Annotated in this window: 13 protein-coding genes and 2 pseudogenes; 10 read left to right on the top strand and 5 right to left on the bottom strand. The window is 61.1% G+C overall.

The window, feature by feature from the left end; all coding sequences use genetic code 11:
• The 3 genes from H7C86_RS15585 to groL form a co-directional block, all read left to right on the top strand.
• Window positions 1-308, top strand: a 308-nt coding sequence (locus H7C86_RS15585; RefSeq protein ID WP_182261792.1) for an HAD hydrolase-like protein, incomplete at its 5' end; no start/stop codon positions are given.
• A gap of 81 nt (window positions 309-389) precedes the next feature.
• Window positions 390-947, top strand: a complete 558-nt coding sequence (locus H7C86_RS15580; protein WP_019744475.1) for a DUF6764 family protein — start codon at window positions 390-392, stop codon at window positions 945-947.
• Window positions 948-1,220: 273 nt separating this feature from the next.
• A complete protein-coding gene (gene groL, locus H7C86_RS15575) occupies window positions 1,221-2,846 on the top strand; it encodes a chaperonin GroEL (RefSeq protein WP_003941476.1) in 1,626 nt (541 codons plus the stop codon).
• 155 nt (window positions 2,847-3,001) lie between these two features.
• Here groL and H7C86_RS15570 read toward each other — a convergent pair whose 3' ends face one another.
• Complete coding sequence (locus H7C86_RS15570; protein WP_021343359.1) at window positions 3,002-3,838, bottom strand: DUF559 domain-containing protein; 837 nt, start codon at window positions 3,836-3,838, stop codon at window positions 3,002-3,004.
• A 565-nt stretch (window positions 3,839-4,403) separates the two neighbouring features.
• Between H7C86_RS15570 and H7C86_RS15565 the strand changes: the two genes are divergently transcribed.
• The 5 genes and pseudogenes from H7C86_RS15565 (at window position 4,404) to H7C86_RS37250 (ending at window position 8,461) form a co-directional block, all read left to right on the top strand.
• Window positions 4,404-4,547 (top strand): hypothetical protein, encoded by a 144-nt coding sequence (locus tag H7C86_RS15565; RefSeq protein WP_153212751.1) that lies wholly within the window; start codon window positions 4,404-4,406, stop codon window positions 4,545-4,547.
• 237 nt (window positions 4,548-4,784) lie between these two features.
• On the top strand, window positions 4,785-4,979 hold the full coding sequence (locus H7C86_RS15560; protein ID WP_054825594.1) for a hypothetical protein: 195 nt from the start codon (window positions 4,785-4,787) through the stop codon (window positions 4,977-4,979).
• A gap of 457 nt (window positions 4,980-5,436) precedes the next feature.
• A complete protein-coding gene (locus tag H7C86_RS15555) occupies window positions 5,437-6,897 on the top strand; it encodes a wax ester/triacylglycerol synthase domain-containing protein (RefSeq protein ID WP_182261791.1) in 1,461 nt (486 codons plus the stop codon).
• A gap of 81 nt (window positions 6,898-6,978) precedes the next feature.
• Window positions 6,979-7,797 (top strand): annotated as a pseudogene (locus H7C86_RS37255) (wax ester/triacylglycerol synthase domain-containing protein); the annotation flags it as partial.
• 136 nt (window positions 7,798-7,933) lie between these two features.
• Window positions 7,934-8,461, top strand: a complete 528-nt coding sequence (locus H7C86_RS37250; protein WP_308115615.1) for a WS/DGAT domain-containing protein — start codon at window positions 7,934-7,936, stop codon at window positions 8,459-8,461.
• A 252-nt stretch (window positions 8,462-8,713) separates the two neighbouring features.
• Here H7C86_RS37250 and H7C86_RS15545 read toward each other — a convergent pair whose 3' ends face one another.
• Window positions 8,714-8,917, bottom strand: a complete 204-nt coding sequence (locus H7C86_RS15545) for a PspC domain-containing protein (RefSeq protein WP_003941534.1) — start codon at window positions 8,915-8,917, stop codon at window positions 8,714-8,716.
• Window positions 8,918-9,061: 144 nt separating this feature from the next.
• Between H7C86_RS15545 and ppk2 the strand changes: the two genes are divergently transcribed.
• Together ppk2 and H7C86_RS15535 are read left to right on the top strand one after the other, a co-directional pair.
• Window positions 9,062-9,976, top strand: a complete 915-nt coding sequence (ppk2, locus tag H7C86_RS15540) for a polyphosphate kinase 2 (RefSeq protein WP_007733731.1) — start codon at window positions 9,062-9,064, stop codon at window positions 9,974-9,976.
• Window positions 9,977-10,027: 51 nt separating this feature from the next.
• On the top strand, window positions 10,028-10,861 hold the full coding sequence (locus H7C86_RS15535) for an alpha/beta fold hydrolase (protein WP_182261790.1): 834 nt from the start codon (window positions 10,028-10,030) through the stop codon (window positions 10,859-10,861).
• Between the two features lie 4 nt (window positions 10,862-10,865).
• On the opposite strand, the gene H7C86_RS15530 is transcribed toward H7C86_RS15535, so the two are convergent.
• The 3 genes and pseudogenes from H7C86_RS15530 to H7C86_RS37245 all read right to left on the bottom strand — a co-directional run.
• Window positions 10,866-12,917: a prolyl oligopeptidase family protein gene (locus H7C86_RS15530; RefSeq protein WP_182261789.1), complete on the bottom strand. Its 2,052-nt coding sequence runs from the start codon at window positions 12,915-12,917 to the stop codon at window positions 10,866-10,868.
• Between the two features lie 84 nt (window positions 12,918-13,001).
• Window positions 13,002-14,018 (bottom strand): alpha/beta hydrolase family protein, encoded by a 1,017-nt coding sequence (locus H7C86_RS15525; protein WP_182261788.1) that lies wholly within the window; start codon window positions 14,016-14,018, stop codon window positions 13,002-13,004.
• A 255-nt stretch (window positions 14,019-14,273) separates the two neighbouring features.
• A pseudogene (locus H7C86_RS37245) lies at window positions 14,274-14,387 on the bottom strand (esterase family protein); the annotation flags it as partial.

Below are 14,387 nucleotides of genomic sequence, written 5' to 3'. Positions count from 1 at the left end.
GTCGGGGCCACGAGCCCCATCAACTACCGGGCACCCCGCTCAAGCGCGAAGAGCCGGGTAAACCGTCTCTCACGGGGTTCCTGACAGCCACGGAGCTGATGCATGTCGAACCTGAGGCGACGGTGATGGTCGGCGACGACCTGATCGGGGACGTCCTCTCCTCACAACGAGTCGGCTTGACCGGAGTTCTGGTGCGCACAGGCAAGTTTCGGCAAACAGTGCTCGATCTGTCGGTTCAGAAGCCTGATCATGTCATCGATTCGGTCGCGGATCTTCCGGCCCTTCTCGGGGTCGTGCTCGAGGCTTGACCAGGCGGGGGTGACGGACTTCACTCGAGCGGGTACTCTCGCGCCCGAATCCAATGAACTTGTTCCACGAAGGAGTTTTCTATGCCCTTGATCTCGTCAGTCTGGTTCCGTCGCTCATCCTCTCGAGTCAGCGGAATTTCCAGTAGTCGGTTGGGGGGCCGCCTGGCGAGAACAGGGGCTGTGATGACTGTAGGTATGGGGCTCGCCGCCGGGCTGGCGCTGACCGGTGCGGGAGCTGCTTCGGCAGCCCCCGTCACGTGTGTCTCGCCGCCGTCGGCCAATGACATCCAGGTCTCCGAGACCGCGAGCTGCGGCGCGCAGTCCGTCGGAGCCGGCCGTTCGCAGGCCGGTGCTGCCGAGAGCGGTACCGCTGTGAGCGTCGCCGCCGACAACGGCTACTCCAATTCATATGCAAACGGCTTCGGAACCGCGCTGGGGGCTTCTCGCGGTAACGGTCAGGCGCAGGCATTTGCGCTCGGCGGCGGTATCGCGCGGGCCGGGGCGGCTGACGGCAACGTCACCTTCGCCATCGCCGGTTACGGAGCGGGCGCTACGGCCGATGCCAACGGCGTCGACTGCGTCGGAGTGCTCTCGTTTGCGGTCAATTTGAGTAACGGACAGTTCTGCATCGCGGGCTGAGGCTCAACCTTGCACTCGGCACGCTCGAGTGCTAAAAATGCAGTTGGCACTCGCGAACCGTGAGTGCCAGGTCGAGGCAGTGAGACCGGGAACCATAGACACCCCCGGTCGTCCGTCGCGGGCACTGACTAGACCACAGGCGTAGATGGGTGACCAGGCAAATCGGTCGCCCGTGTAATGAGGTGACTGGTCAAACGGTCGCCTTGTGCCGATGAGGTGACCCGACGAGCGGTCACCTTGTGTGTCACCCCCTATCCGGAGGATCACTTCGCAATGGCAAAGATCATCGCGTTCGACGAAGAGGCACGTCGTGGCCTTGAGCGAGGCCTCAACGCCCTCGCCGACGCTGTCAAGGTGACGTTGGGCCCCAAGGGTCGCAACGTCGTTCTCGAAAAGAAGTGGGGCGCCCCCACGATCACCAACGATGGTGTTTCCATCGCCAAGGAGATCGAACTCGACGACCCGTACGAGAAGATCGGCGCCGAGCTCGTCAAGGAGGTCGCCAAGAAGACTGACGACGTCGCTGGCGACGGCACCACCACCGCTACCGTTCTCGCACAGGCTCTGGTCCGTGAAGGCCTGCGCAACGTCGCAGCCGGCGCGAACCCGCTCGGCCTCAAGCGCGGCATCGAGAAGGCTGTCGAGGCTGTCACAGCTCGCCTGCTCGAGACCGCCAAGGAGATCGACACCAAGGAGCAGATCGCTGCTACCGCCGGTATTTCCGCCGGCGACCCGTCCATCGGTGAGCTCATCGCCGAGGCTATGGACAAGGTCGGCAAGGAAGGCGTCATCACGGTCGAGGAGTCCAACACCTTCGGCCTGCAGCTCGAGCTCACCGAGGGCATGCGCTTCGACAAGGGCTACATCTCGGCGTACTTCGCCACCGATGCAGAGCGTCAGGAAGCCGTCCTCGAAGACGCGTACATCCTGCTCGTCAGCTCCAAGATCTCCACGGTCAAGGACCTGCTGCCCCTGCTGGAGAAGGTCATCCAGTCCGGCAAGCCGCTCCTGATCATCGCCGAGGACGTCGAGGGCGAAGCTCTCTCCACCCTCGTGGTCAACAAGATCCGTGGCACCTTCAAGTCTGTTGCCGTCAAGGCTCCCGGCTTCGGTGACCGTCGTAAGGCTCAGCTCGCCGACATCGCCATCCTCACCGGTGGCGAGGTCATCAGCGAAGAGGTCGGACTCTCCTTGGAGACCGCAGGCCTCGAGCTCCTCGGCCAGGCACGCAAGGTCGTCATCACCAAGGACGAGACCACCATCGTCGAGGGTGCCGGCGACGCCGACGCAATCGCCGGTCGTGTCAGCCAGATCCGCGCCGAGATCGAGAACAGCGACTCGGATTACGACCGTGAGAAGCTGCAGGAACGTCTGGCCAAGCTGGCCGGCGGCGTTGCAGTCATCAAGGCCGGCGCTGCTACCGAGGTCGAGCTCAAGGAGCGCAAGCACCGCATCGAAGATGCAGTGCGTAACGCAAAGGCAGCCGTCGAAGAGGGCATCGTCGCCGGTGGTGGCGTTGCACTTCTCCAGGCAGCTCCCGCACTGGACGACCTCAAGCTCGAAGGTGACGAGGCAACCGGCGCGAACATCGTTCGCGTTGCACTGTCCGCTCCGCTCAAGCAGATCGCATTCAACGCAGGCCTCGAGCCCGGCGTTGTTGCGGACAAGGTCTCCAACCTGCCCGCAGGTCACGGCCTCAACGCTGCGACCAACGAGTACGGCGACCTGCTCGCTGCAGGCATCAACGACCCGGTCAAGGTCACCCGCTCGGCACTGCAGAACGCAGCGTCCATCGCGGCTCTGTTCCTGACGACCGAAGCCGTTGTCGCTGACAAGCCCGAGAAGGCCGGAGCGCCTGCAGGCGATCCGACCGGCGGCATGGGCGGCATGGACTTCTGAGTCCATCTCCACCTAGCTCCTAGAGCCCGGCCCACCATTCGGTGGGCCGGGCTTTTGCTTGTCTGGAGACAAATGCGGGCATTTTTGTCCACTGCTGCGACGCGATCGCGGTTTCCCGTTGCACGGCTCGATGCTGTGTGCGTTTACGCCCGCGCTTACGTCCGGTTGTGTCGGCGTCTTCGGACCACTGTGATGATTTCGTCCGCCACAGCGTCGAGATGGGCCATCGCGGTGGCGGCGGAGTAACGCAACACCATCCATCCGTTGAGAACGAGTGCGTTCTGACGCCGTCGATCGTTGTTGAAAGTTGCGGGGTCGGTATGGAATTCGCGCCCGTCGATCTCCACGATCACCCGGGCTCGCGTGTCGACCAGGTCGCCGAAGTAGGGTCCGACCCGAGCGTTGATCTCCAGGTGGACGTTGCGCGCAGTCAGCGCACGGGCGACTGCTCGCTCCGGTTCCGAACGAGTGAGCGGGCAACAGGTGCGGAGTTGTTCGCGTACGGCGGGGATCCCGTGCCTGCCGCGGCTCGCATCACACAGTTGGGCTATCGACTTCCACGGCACTCGGGTCGATACCGCCGCGTCGAAGAAGGCCTCGAGTTCCGGGCGTGGCAACGTGGTCGCGACGTCGATGAAGCACTGCTCGATCGGCACGATCGGTAAACCCATCCACTCATCCGACGAGACTCCTGTTCGTCGGTGAAGCCGTACCCACTGCGGACTGCCTGCTCGGACGCTGGGAGCCACGGTGGCCTCGACAAAGCGTGGTTCCTCCGGCAGGAGATCCCACAGCCAGGCCGCGCTGGTATGGCTGAGGACGGCCTCGGGCTTCCACAGTGTGACCGCGACGCAACGCTCGAAGTATCCAGGTTCTTCGGTGGAGTACACCGACGGCAGGATTCGATGGAGTCGCCCTGACCGCGTGGATCGAGAGATCGAACTGCTCGAGGTGCCCTGCTCGAGCAACTGGTTTCTCGTGACAACTTCCACGTATGCACTGTGGCGGCAAGGGCCTGACGACGCGGATTCAGAAGCCACTTTGTGGATGGCCGCGTGTGTGTGGACAACCTCATGGCGTAACAGGTGTATCGAGAAGGTGGGGAACGAGAAGCTTCATCTATCCGAATGTTGAAGGATGTTTGATATTTTCCGTCCCGATTGTTCGCCTCCGCTAACCTGTGAAGTGCGGATACCTCTAGTTCTTTTGGTGGATAATTCTGTTCTGAATACCCTCAAGTACTAGGCCTTTCGGATGACGTGCATTCCGGTTGCTATTCCATTTTGCTCGATTTTCAAGCGTCTTGGACGCTAGACCTGCGAATATGGAACAGGTTTCAGATCCATCTGAAATTCTTGGGCAAAAGGCACCCAAATCGGATCCTATTGCACTACCTTGATGTCAGTCACAGCCGCGGAAAGTGGGCACCAACCCCGGAGGATCTCGGTTACATCGTTCGACAGAGATTCTTTAATTGCTACTTGGACCGGCTCTTTGTGGGCTGCATCAAGCATTCCAATGTAAATGTTCCGTGAGTATTCGCGGCCAATCGAAAGCGTGGGATTCAATATGATCGTCATGTTCCTGCAGACAACGGCGGCATTGTTCACCGACCTGCTGGGTAACGTCTGGTCCGGTTCGCTCATGCCGGGAATCGACGGGGTCACCGGATCGTTGGTTTCGGCAATCGACCTCAGTTGACGGCACCTGCTAGTTCTTCTTCCAATGTTTCTTGATGACAGGAGTGAATGATGGATCTGGGATCGATTGCGGATGTTCTCGAGGGCGAGGCCGGGGGGTTGATCAAAAACATTCTCGGGGTGGCTTTGTTTACCCCGTTTATGGCTTCGGTTGACTTCGGGTGGTTCCCGAACGTCGACTGAGAAGTGAATTGCTTTACCCAGTGAACGAAATCAATCTCAAGGAGTGTGAAATACGGTGGACACAGCTAGTTTGATAGGTGCGCTCGCAAGCGTTGACGTCGGATCCCTGGTGGATCCACTGTTCTACTTGGTCAAGGTCGTTGACGGAATCTTCTTGTCGATCACCGGAAGCCTCAACATGGGCGGTGCGCTCGGTGAGGCTGCGGCAGGCAGCGTCCAATCGGTCCTCGGTTCCGTAGCCGGCCTGTAAAAGGAGAAGGAGAAAAGATGTTCGATCTCTTCCTGGACTACCTGTCCAAGATCGTCGATTTCGGATCGATCGATCTCGTAGGCACGTTTGTGAAGTATTTGAACGCGCTGTCGTCCTCCCCCACGCCATAGAAGAACGGAATCGGTCATGCTGCAAACTTATTTAACCGGAATGATCACGTGGGTATCGAGCATGCTTGGTCTAACTTCCGCTGGAAGCAAGATCATCAAGGATCCTCCACAAAAGCCGTGATCACTCCAGCGACTGCATCATATTGTTCGGTTGTCGAGGACAGCATCGTAGCGGAGCAGTCAGGCGAACCTGCACTTGCTTGAAACTATGGTCCCCGTAGCCCTGTGGCTTCGGGGACCATTGGTTTTGCAATCACCGGATTTATAGTCACAAGCTTTGCACTCAGGCGAATGTGCGGGCAACCAGCCGCGATACAAGGAGTTCAATGGGCGCGTCCAACACGTCAGGCGCAAGGATGGCGCAGCTGAACCCACGCGATGCCGAATTCATCTATCACGAGGGCGCTGGTCACCTGAACCATCTGATCGCTGTGTACTTCTTCGAGACATCGTTGCACCCAAGCGCGGAATTCACGGCAGAACAGGCAGTGGACTGGGTTACCGCACGCCTTGGATGTGATCGTATGTTCACTCAACGAGTCCAACGGACTCCGTTGGGACTGGACCATCCCTACTGGGTGACAGACCCTGACTTCGACGTGCGAAAGCACGTGTACGTCAACAAGATCAATGACAACGGATGGGCAGCACTGCAAAAGCCGTTGAGCGCGTTGTTGACGACGAAGATGGACCTGCGCCGTCCGCCGTGGGAACTGCACTTCTTCGTAGGTTTGGAGGGACTTGAAGAATTGCCGGGCCGACTGACGGCGGTGGTGCTCAAGTCTCACCACAGTGCAGCTGACGGTATCGCCATCAGGACGTTGGGCGAAACTATCTTTTCGGGCAAGGTGCAGCAGGCTGGGTCCGAACCGCCTGTGCCGTTTGTGCGAGCGAGGATATTCACCAAGTCGCTACTGGGGTTTCCCGGCCGAATTTATCGCTTCGCAAGGCAGGTACCAGGCAACCGACGCGCTCAGAGAGATGCTGACGCTGCGAAGAGGGCCGGAGAATGGGTGGAGAGCCTCAACGAGAGGCCTGCAGTTCGATTCAACGGCAAGGTGAGTGGAGTGGCCTCACTGGAACCGATGACAATGTCCGGGGAGCAGGTCCGTGGGATCAAGGATTCGGTGCCCGGTGCGACTGTCAACGACGTTCTACTCGCCGTTGTTGGAGGCGCTCTGACGCGCTACCTCACGGAGAAAGATGAAACGCCAAGCGGTTCTTTGATTGCGATGGTTCCTCGCTCGGTACGCAAGGTCGAAGCGTGGGAATCGGCGAATCAGTTGGTGGCTCTGCTGGTGGATATGCACACCCAGGTCAAGTCCCCGTTGGAGAGGTTGGCGCTCATTTCGAGTTCGGCACGGTCGGAGAAGGCGCGCACGTCCCATCCCGCGGTCAGGCGTGCCGGGGCCGCAGTCGAGACCACGCCGGCGCCGTTGATGAGATTGATGGCGTATGCGCGCAAGCAGAACGATCACAGCCTCGATCGACCGCGTTACCAGCACACCATGGTGAGTAACATTCCTCTCTCGGTCGAAGGGTTGACGCTTGCCGGCGCCCCGGGCGCGGCTGTGCTTGCAGTGCAAGCGCCTATCGACGGCGACGGGCTACGGCATTTCATGGTCGCCGCAGCAGGTGGGGGACTGACCCTCAACGTCATTGCGGACACCGCGACCATGCCCGATCTCCACCATTACATCGAACTACTGCGAGCAAGTTTCGATGACTTGGCAGCGGCAGCCGCGATGAAGACTGCGGATTCACCTGACCAAGAGGTTGCCTCCTGATCGATCGGAATCACAGGCACCTTTTCCGATTGCTGGATCCGGTGATACCCAACGATTCCGGGCAGAACCCCGAGGATCTGCATGTCAGCTCGCCACAATTCGGACATTCGTTCAGCGTCGGAATTGAGGGGCATGCATGATCTTTCGGAACTCGTTGCCAGCCGCGGTATCTCAGATGGGACCGCGAGACGCGGAGTTCGTCTACAACGAGTCCGGCGGACATCTGAGCCACATGGTCTGCGCCTACTTCTTCGACACGACGGGCCATCCGCTCGCAGAGATGACGCACGACGACGCGGTTCGGTGGATCACCGAAAGATTCGGGTACTGGCCCTGTTTACGAGTCGACTCCAGCGAGTTCCGCTGGATCTGGACTATCCCTATTGGGTCCCGGCCGATTTCGACGTCGATGATCACGTGCACGTTCAGCGTGCCCCTGTTGCCTGGTGGGCCCCGGTTCGTGAATTGCTCGGGCGCTCGCTCGGGGAGCCGATGGACCTGTCCCGGCCGCCCTGGGAGTTGCACGTCATGACCGGCGTGCACGGGATCGACGAGCTACCTGGCAATCTGACGCTGATCATGCTCAAGACCCACCACGGGGCCGGTGACGGTCTGGCGATCCGCGATCTGACCAACCTTCTGTTCTCCGGTCCGCCGAAACCGGAGACGAAGCGTGCCGGTTCGGGGCTTTCGTCGCTGGATTTGATCGGGCGCACCGTTGTGGGTTTGCCCGGCCAGGCGATCCGTTTCGCCCGGGGTCTGTCCGTGACAAAGGTTGCGGCCGAGACGGTTCGGGAGGCGGAAGAGGCCGGAGAGTTGCCTACGTACTCGGCCGACCGCCTACCGACCCGATTCAACGGCGTGCTGGGCGGAGACATCACGATCGATTTCCTGACGCTGGACGGCGCAGACATCAAAGCGATCCGAGCGGCCGTTCCGCACGTGACGGTCAACGACATCTTCCTGACCGTCGTCGCCGGTGCTCTCGACGCGTACCTGTCGGGGAAGGGCGAGAAGTCGGCCAGTGGGTTGGCCGATGGTTCCCCGATCGATGCGGCAGATCGCCGAATGGGAATCGGCCAACCAACTGGCGCTGTTGACGGTCGATCTGCACACGGACGTCGAAGATCCGGTCGAGCGGCTGACACGAATCAGAGATTCGGCGCTGAGGGCCAAAGGGCGGAGTTCACACCCAGCCGTCCGTCGTTACGGGCACGCGCATCGAAACCTCGCCTGCGGCTCTGCTCAGACTCACCGGTCTCTCGCGTCGGCTCAACAAGCTGGACCCTTCGCACAAGGTCATTCAGAACACTACGATCAGCAATGTCCCGGTATCAGTCGACGGCAATGTCTTCGAAGGTGCGCCGGCGGTGGCAGTTCTCGGCGGGCAGGCGCCGGTCGACGGAGACATTCTGCGCCACTTCCTCATTGCCGCGCGTGGAGGTTCTCTGACGCTCAATGTCATCGTCTCGCGAGAGACGATGCCGGATATCGAGCACTACGTCGAACTATTGAGGGTTGGGTTCACGGCGCTTCTGCAGGCAGTTTCCGACCAAAATCGTGAGTTCGTCGAACGATAATCTCTCGACACCCTCAGCTTTACGCCGCCCGTCGTCCCCGAGTTTTCTGAACATCTTGGTCGGGCAGCGTCAGTGGCCTGGCCGTCAAGGGTCTCGAGGCCCTCGCTGCGCTCAGCGGTGGAGAGTTGAAGGCCGCCAAGTAGATTGTTGATTTCGGGGCCTGCTCGTGTTGGCGCGTAGGCCCCGAAATACCTTTTGTCGGCGCGTAATTCTCGCCATGTCAATTGCCGGAATTCTCAACCTAACGGCATGAGCATCCAGGCGGCGAGATATACCAAAGCCGCGGTTCCACCCGTGCAAATAGCGGCGATAACCGCGAGTAGACGGACAAGATTTACGTCGGCGCCGAAGTAATCTGCAATTCCGCCGCACACTCCGGCGAACATTTTCTTGTCGTTGGAACGGGTGAAGGGGCGAGGTGTGTTGCTTTCGAATGTCATGCTTCAATTCTGAAGCGAGATCGCGCCGCGCACCATCGGGGACGACCCCCATCTGCACCCTGATCTTTTGAGGCCGCCGTGTCATACCCCGGTGTTCATCCCAGCTTCACCGAACGGTTGCTGCGGGAGACTACCTTGTCGGCGGTGACCGATTTAGCAGAACGCCGACCGTTCCTCAGCGCCTTCGCGGATCTCTCGACCGCCGTCGATCTGGCCGACACCGCCGCCTTCACCGTCGACGACAATGACGACGACGATCCGGTGCTGCTGACGTCGCCGGACGGTTTCGAGGTCGACACCTGGCGGGAGGGCTACCCGTACGACGCACGGATGCCTCGGGACGAGTACGAAATGTCCAAGCGTCTGCTGCAGATCGAACTCCTCAAGCTGCAGAACTGGTCGAAAGAAACCGGCGCACGGCACGCCATAGTGTTCGAAGGACGCGACGCCGCCGGCAAGGGCGGAACGATCAAACGATTCATGGAGCACCTCAATCCTCGCGGCGCACGGGTCGTCGCATTGGAGAAGCCGTCGGCTCGCGAGTCGACGCAGTGGTACTTCCAGCGCTACGTGCAGCACCTTCCGGCTGCCGGGGAACTGGTGATGTTCGATCGGTCTTGGTACAACCGGGCCGGGGTCGAGCGGGTCATGGGCTTCTGCACCGACGAGGAGCACGAGCGTTTTCTGCGCCAGGTGCCGTTGTTCGAGCAGATGCTCGTCGACGACGGCATCAGCTTGATCAAGTTCTGGTTCTCGGTTTCACCGCTGGAGCAGCGCACGCGGTTCGCGATCAGACAGGTCGATCCCGTTCGGCAGTGGAAGCTTTCGCCGATGGACATCGCTTCGCTGGACAAGTGGGATGCGTACACGGCGGCGAAGGAAGAGATGATCCGGTTCACCGATACCGCCACCGCTCCGTGGACCGTCATCAAGAGCAACGACAAGAAACGCGCGCGGATAAACGCGATGCGTCACGTGCTCAGTCAGTTCGATTACGACAACAAGGATTACGAGATCGTGGGTACTCCGGATCCGCTGATCGTGGGCAGCCTCGAATAGTCGGCGCGTGTGCTCTGCCCATCCGCGGCGTGGGTGGTTAGTGTGAGTTGAATGGAGACCGTAGCGATCCAACTCCCCGACGGCACCGTGACCCCGATCCGTCTGTTTCCCGGACCGAACGACGACGCACCCGTGGTGGTGATGTTGCCCGGGCTCGGAGTTCCCGCCGGGTTCTACGATCCGGTGGCGCAGGCCCTGGTCGAAGCCGGCTTCAATGCGGCCATCGGTGAACTGCGCGGCCAAGGTGACAGCAAACCGCGCCCGAGCGCGTCGAGTGCTTTCGGATATCAGGAACTGGTCTCGATCGATTGTCCGGCGACGTTCGAGGTGGTGCGTGAGCGGTTTCCGGCCAGCACACCTTTTCTGATGGGGCACAGCATGGGCGGCCAGATCGGGGTCATGTACGCGTCGAGGATTCGGGGCCGGCTCGGCGGACTGATCCTGGTTGCCTCCGGATCGCCGTATCACCGCGGATTCCCCGGAATCCGTGCGCCCGGACTCTATCTGGGCTCGTCCGCGATGTCGGTGACAGCCAACATCGCCGGCTTCTGGCCTGGAGACCGGGTCAACGTCGGCGGCTTCGGTCGACAGTCGAAAGTTCTGATCACCGATTGGGCCCGGTTCGCCAGGACCGGTCGCATGGAACCCGTCGGTGCGGATATCGACTACGAGGAGCGGATCGCCCGCCTGACCTTGCCGGTTCTGTCGATCACGATCGAAGGGGACGATCTCGCTCCACGCCGGTCGGCAAAGAACCTGGTGGACAAGCTCTCCGGGGCCCAAGTGACGATGACGCACATCGACGAACCGCTCGGTCACAACGGTTGGATACGCAATCCCACCGCTGTGAGCGAGCGCGTCGTCGCGTGGTTGCGCGACCGCTGAAAGATCAGCCGAGTTTCTGCCAGAGGAACTCGTAGGTCAGCGCAGTCTTGAAGGCCAGCTGAGCATTGTCCGCGGCGCCGCCGTGGCCACCCTCGATGTTCTCGAAATACAGCACCGGCTTGCCCAGCTCTTCCAGCCGTGCGGCCATCTTGCGGGCATGCGCGGGGTGGACGCGGTCGTCGCGGGTGGACGTCGCGATCAGGATCGGTGGGTACGACGCGGCGGCGTCGATGTTCTGATACGGCGAATACTCCGAGATGAATGCCCACTCCTCCGGGACATCGGGGTCACCGTATTCGGCCATCCAGGACGCGCCGGCCAGCAGGAGATGGAATCGGCGCATGTCCAGCAGCGGGACCTGGCAGACGATGGCGCCGAAGAGTTCGGGGTACTTGGTCAGCATGATGCCCATCAACAGGCCGCCGTTGCTACCGCCCTGAGCTGCCAGAAGATCCGGGGTCGTGATTCCGCGATCGACGAGGTCTCTCGCGACGGCAGCAAAGTCTTCGTGCACCTTGTGGCGACCGGCCTTGAGAACTTGTGTGTGCCAACCGGGTCCGTACTCGCCGCCACCACGAATGTTCGCAACCACATAGGTGCCGCCCTGCGTCAGCCAGGCACGGCCCAGAGAACCGCTGTACGACGGTGTCAGCGAGATCTCGAATCCGCCGTACCCGTAGAGCAGGGTGGGGCCTGGCTCGCTACGCGGACTGCGCACCACGAAGTACGGAACTTGGGTGCCGTCGGCAGAGGTGGCGAAGAACTGCTCCGTGGTGATGTTCTCGGCGTCGAAGAACGCGGGAGCCTGCTTGAGGGCAGTGGGTTCGGTTTCGCCGATCACGCCGTGCAAAAGAGTTGCAGGGGAGGTGTATCCGCTCGAGTTGACGAAGTATTCATTGCTGACATCGGGGTCGGTGTCGAGAATTTCGATACTGGTCAGTTCTGGAAGCCCTTCGAAAGGTCGATCCTCCCAGCCGTTTTCGCCCGGCGTCAGGATTCGCAGCGTCGTGCGCACGTCGGTCAGGACCACCAGAATCAGATGATCGCGTGTCCAGGTGTAGTGCTCGAGCGAGGAATGTGCGTCGGGTTCGAAGATCGATGTCAGTGCTCGTGAGCCGGCAAGGAAATCGTCGTAACGGATGGCAAGCAGTGCGCCGGTCGGATATTCGGTGTCCTCGACGGCCCACACGGACTTGGTGCGGATCAACAACCACTCGTGGTGAATCGAGATCCCGGCGTCCTCGGGGACGTCCACGAGCACCAGTTCACCGTCGGGGCGAACTTCGAAATGCTGAGAGTTGTAGAAATCGACCGAGCGAGTGACGAAGTCTCGTTCGAACCCGGGCGTCGGATCGTGCGAAGCCGAGATGGCCACGTCCGTGGCCTGGCCCTCGTAGACGGTCTCGGCGCTGGAGAGGGGAGTGCCGCGCTTCCACCGCTGGGCCAGACGGGGATATCCGGAATCGGTGAGCGACCCTGGTCCGATATCCGTTCCGACGTAGACGGTATCGATGTCGATCCAGTCGATGTCGGTCTTGGCCTCGGGAAGGTAGAAGCCGGGATTCTCGCCCTCGGGAGCGAGGAACTCGCGCTTGTCGATGTCGAACTCGCGAACGACCGCCGCGTCTGCCCCGCCGCGGGAGAGGCTGATCAATGCACGGTTGCGGTGTGGCCGTAGAAGTTGCGTGCCCTTCCAGACCCAGTTCTCGCCCTCGGCCTCGGCCAGGGCGTCGAGGTCGACCAGGACGTCCCATTCCGGGTCGTCGGTGACGTACTGATCGAACGTCGTGCGTCGCCACAATCCGCGAACGTGGGTGCTGTCGCGCCAGAAGTTGTAGAGGAACTCACCTCGACGGCGGACGTAGGGGATTCGCGCGTCGGTATCGAGGATCTCGCGCACGTCGCTCTGCAGTCGATCGAAGCGCTCGTTGTCGGTGAGCTGCTCCTCGGTCACGGCATTGTGCTGACGTACCCAATCGAGTGCAGACTCACCGGTCACGTCTTCGAGCCAGAGGTAGGGGTCGTCGCCGGTGGTGGGCTGCTGATCGGAAGTCATACGTCCATTCTTACTGCTCGCTCCCGACAGCACTCGACCCCGCTCCCGAAACACTGGAGCGGGGTCGAGTGAGAACGAATCGGGTCAGACGCCCAGGGAGTGAGCGAGCATCGGCCAGGAGTTGTGGAGATCGTCCTGCCAGTAGCCCCACGAGTGGGTGCCGGTCGGCTTGAAGTCGAAGGTGGCCGGGATCTTCAGATCGCTCAGGCGGTAGGCGAGGTTGTGGGTGCAGTAGTTGACCGCTGCCTCGATGACGCCGCCGACGATCGCCTGGTTGGCGAGCGCACCGACCTGACCGTTGATCGCGGGGTTGGCGAGAGTGTCGTGTGGGCCGGGGAGTCCCGAGCCGGTGGAGACGTAGAGCTCGGTGCCGCGGAGCTTCTCGGCGTTGAGGACCGGATCGTTGTCCTTCCAGCCCTGACCGTCGAGCGGGCCCCACATGTTTGTGATGTCAGCTCCGCCGCGGGTACCTGTGACAAGTTCGATCGCACTCTGACCGACGGGGGTGCTGGTCTCAGCGCATCCGCTGTACGCGCCGACGCCCTTGTAGAGGCCGGGAGCCGCGATGGCGAGGTTGAGGACCGAGGTCGCGGTCATGGAGATCGCGGAGATCGACTGGACCTTGTTGGTATTGAACTCGGCGTCGATGACGGGCGGGAGTTCCTGGGTCAGGAACGTCTGCCACTTCTGGCGACCGAGAACCGGATCGTCGTTCACCCAGTCGGTGTAGTAGCTGAATGCGCCTTCGAGTGGAGTGACGACGTTGACGTTCTTGTCCTGGAAGAAGTTCATGACGTCGGTCTTGCGTTGCCAGGTCGCCGAGTCTTCGCCGCCGCCTGCACCGTTGAGCAGGTAGAGCGTCGGGCGGGGTTCGCTGTTGTCTGCGGGGAGGATGACCTCGAGCGGGATGTTGCGATCCATCGCCGGGGAGAAGACCGAGATGGTGACCTTGCGGTCGCCGGTCTTGGTGTTGCTCACGACGTGCGATCCGGACGTGTCACCGCCCGCAGAAGCTGTCGCCGGACTGATCAGCATCGGCAGCACCGTGGCCACTGCGAGAGCTGCGATCACACTGCCACGCTTGAAAATTCGAGCACGCATACGTTCGGATCCTCCACCTGAATGTCTTCGGATCCGGAACGGATCGAAGTGCCTGTGAGCCCTTACTGGAACAGGTTCACTTTTTGTTATGTGTCAGTAAAGCAGAGCGGGCGCAGAAAGTGACGCGATTCGATTGCCTGACAATTGAATTGGCCCCGGAATTAACCCCCGAATTAACCCCCGAATCGGCCCAGACAAGCACTCGACCCCGCTCCCGGAAGTGCAGGGAGCGGGGTCGAGCCGGAACGATTTCGGTCAGATGCCCATCGAACGAGCGAGCATCGGCCAGGAGTTGTGGAGATCGTCTTCCCAGTAGCCCCACGAGTGGGTGCCGGTCGGCTTGAAGTCGAAGGTGGCCGGGATCTTCAG

The organism is Rhodococcus sp. UFZ-B548 (genome assembly GCF_903819475.1).
In the GTDB taxonomy this organism is placed as follows: domain Bacteria; phylum Actinomycetota; class Actinomycetes; order Mycobacteriales; family Mycobacteriaceae; genus Rhodococcus_F; species Rhodococcus_F erythropolis.
The sequence above is the reverse complement of the archived record's forward strand: the minus strand, read 5'-3'. Positions and strand labels throughout refer to the sequence as shown.

What these genes read in the sequence shown, in the direction of transcription:
- H7C86_RS15580 (WP_019744475.1), top strand. Translation starts at nt 390, where the DNA reads ATGCCCTTGATCTCGTCAGTCTGGTTCCGTCGCTCATCCTCTCGAGTC.
- groL (WP_003941476.1), top strand. Translation starts at nt 1,221, where the DNA reads ATGGCAAAGATCATCGCGTTCGACGAAGAGGCACGTCGTGGCCTTGAG.
- H7C86_RS15555 (WP_182261791.1), top strand. Translation starts at nt 5,437, where the DNA reads ATGGGCGCGTCCAACACGTCAGGCGCAAGGATGGCGCAGCTGAACCCA.
- H7C86_RS37250 (WP_308115615.1), top strand. Translation starts at nt 7,934, where the DNA reads ATGGTTCCCCGATCGATGCGGCAGATCGCCGAATGGGAATCGGCCAAC.
- H7C86_RS15545 (WP_003941534.1), bottom strand. Translation starts at nt 8,917, where the DNA reads ATGACATTCGAAAGCAACACACCTCGCCCCTTCACCCGTTCCAACGAC.
- H7C86_RS15535 (WP_182261790.1), top strand. Translation starts at nt 10,028, where the DNA reads ATGGAGACCGTAGCGATCCAACTCCCCGACGGCACCGTGACCCCGATC.
- H7C86_RS15530 (WP_182261789.1), bottom strand. Translation starts at nt 12,917, where the DNA reads ATGACTTCCGATCAGCAGCCCACCACCGGCGACGACCCCTACCTCTGG.
- H7C86_RS15525 (WP_182261788.1), bottom strand. Translation starts at nt 14,018, where the DNA reads ATGCGTGCTCGAATTTTCAAGCGTGGCAGTGTGATCGCAGCTCTCGCA.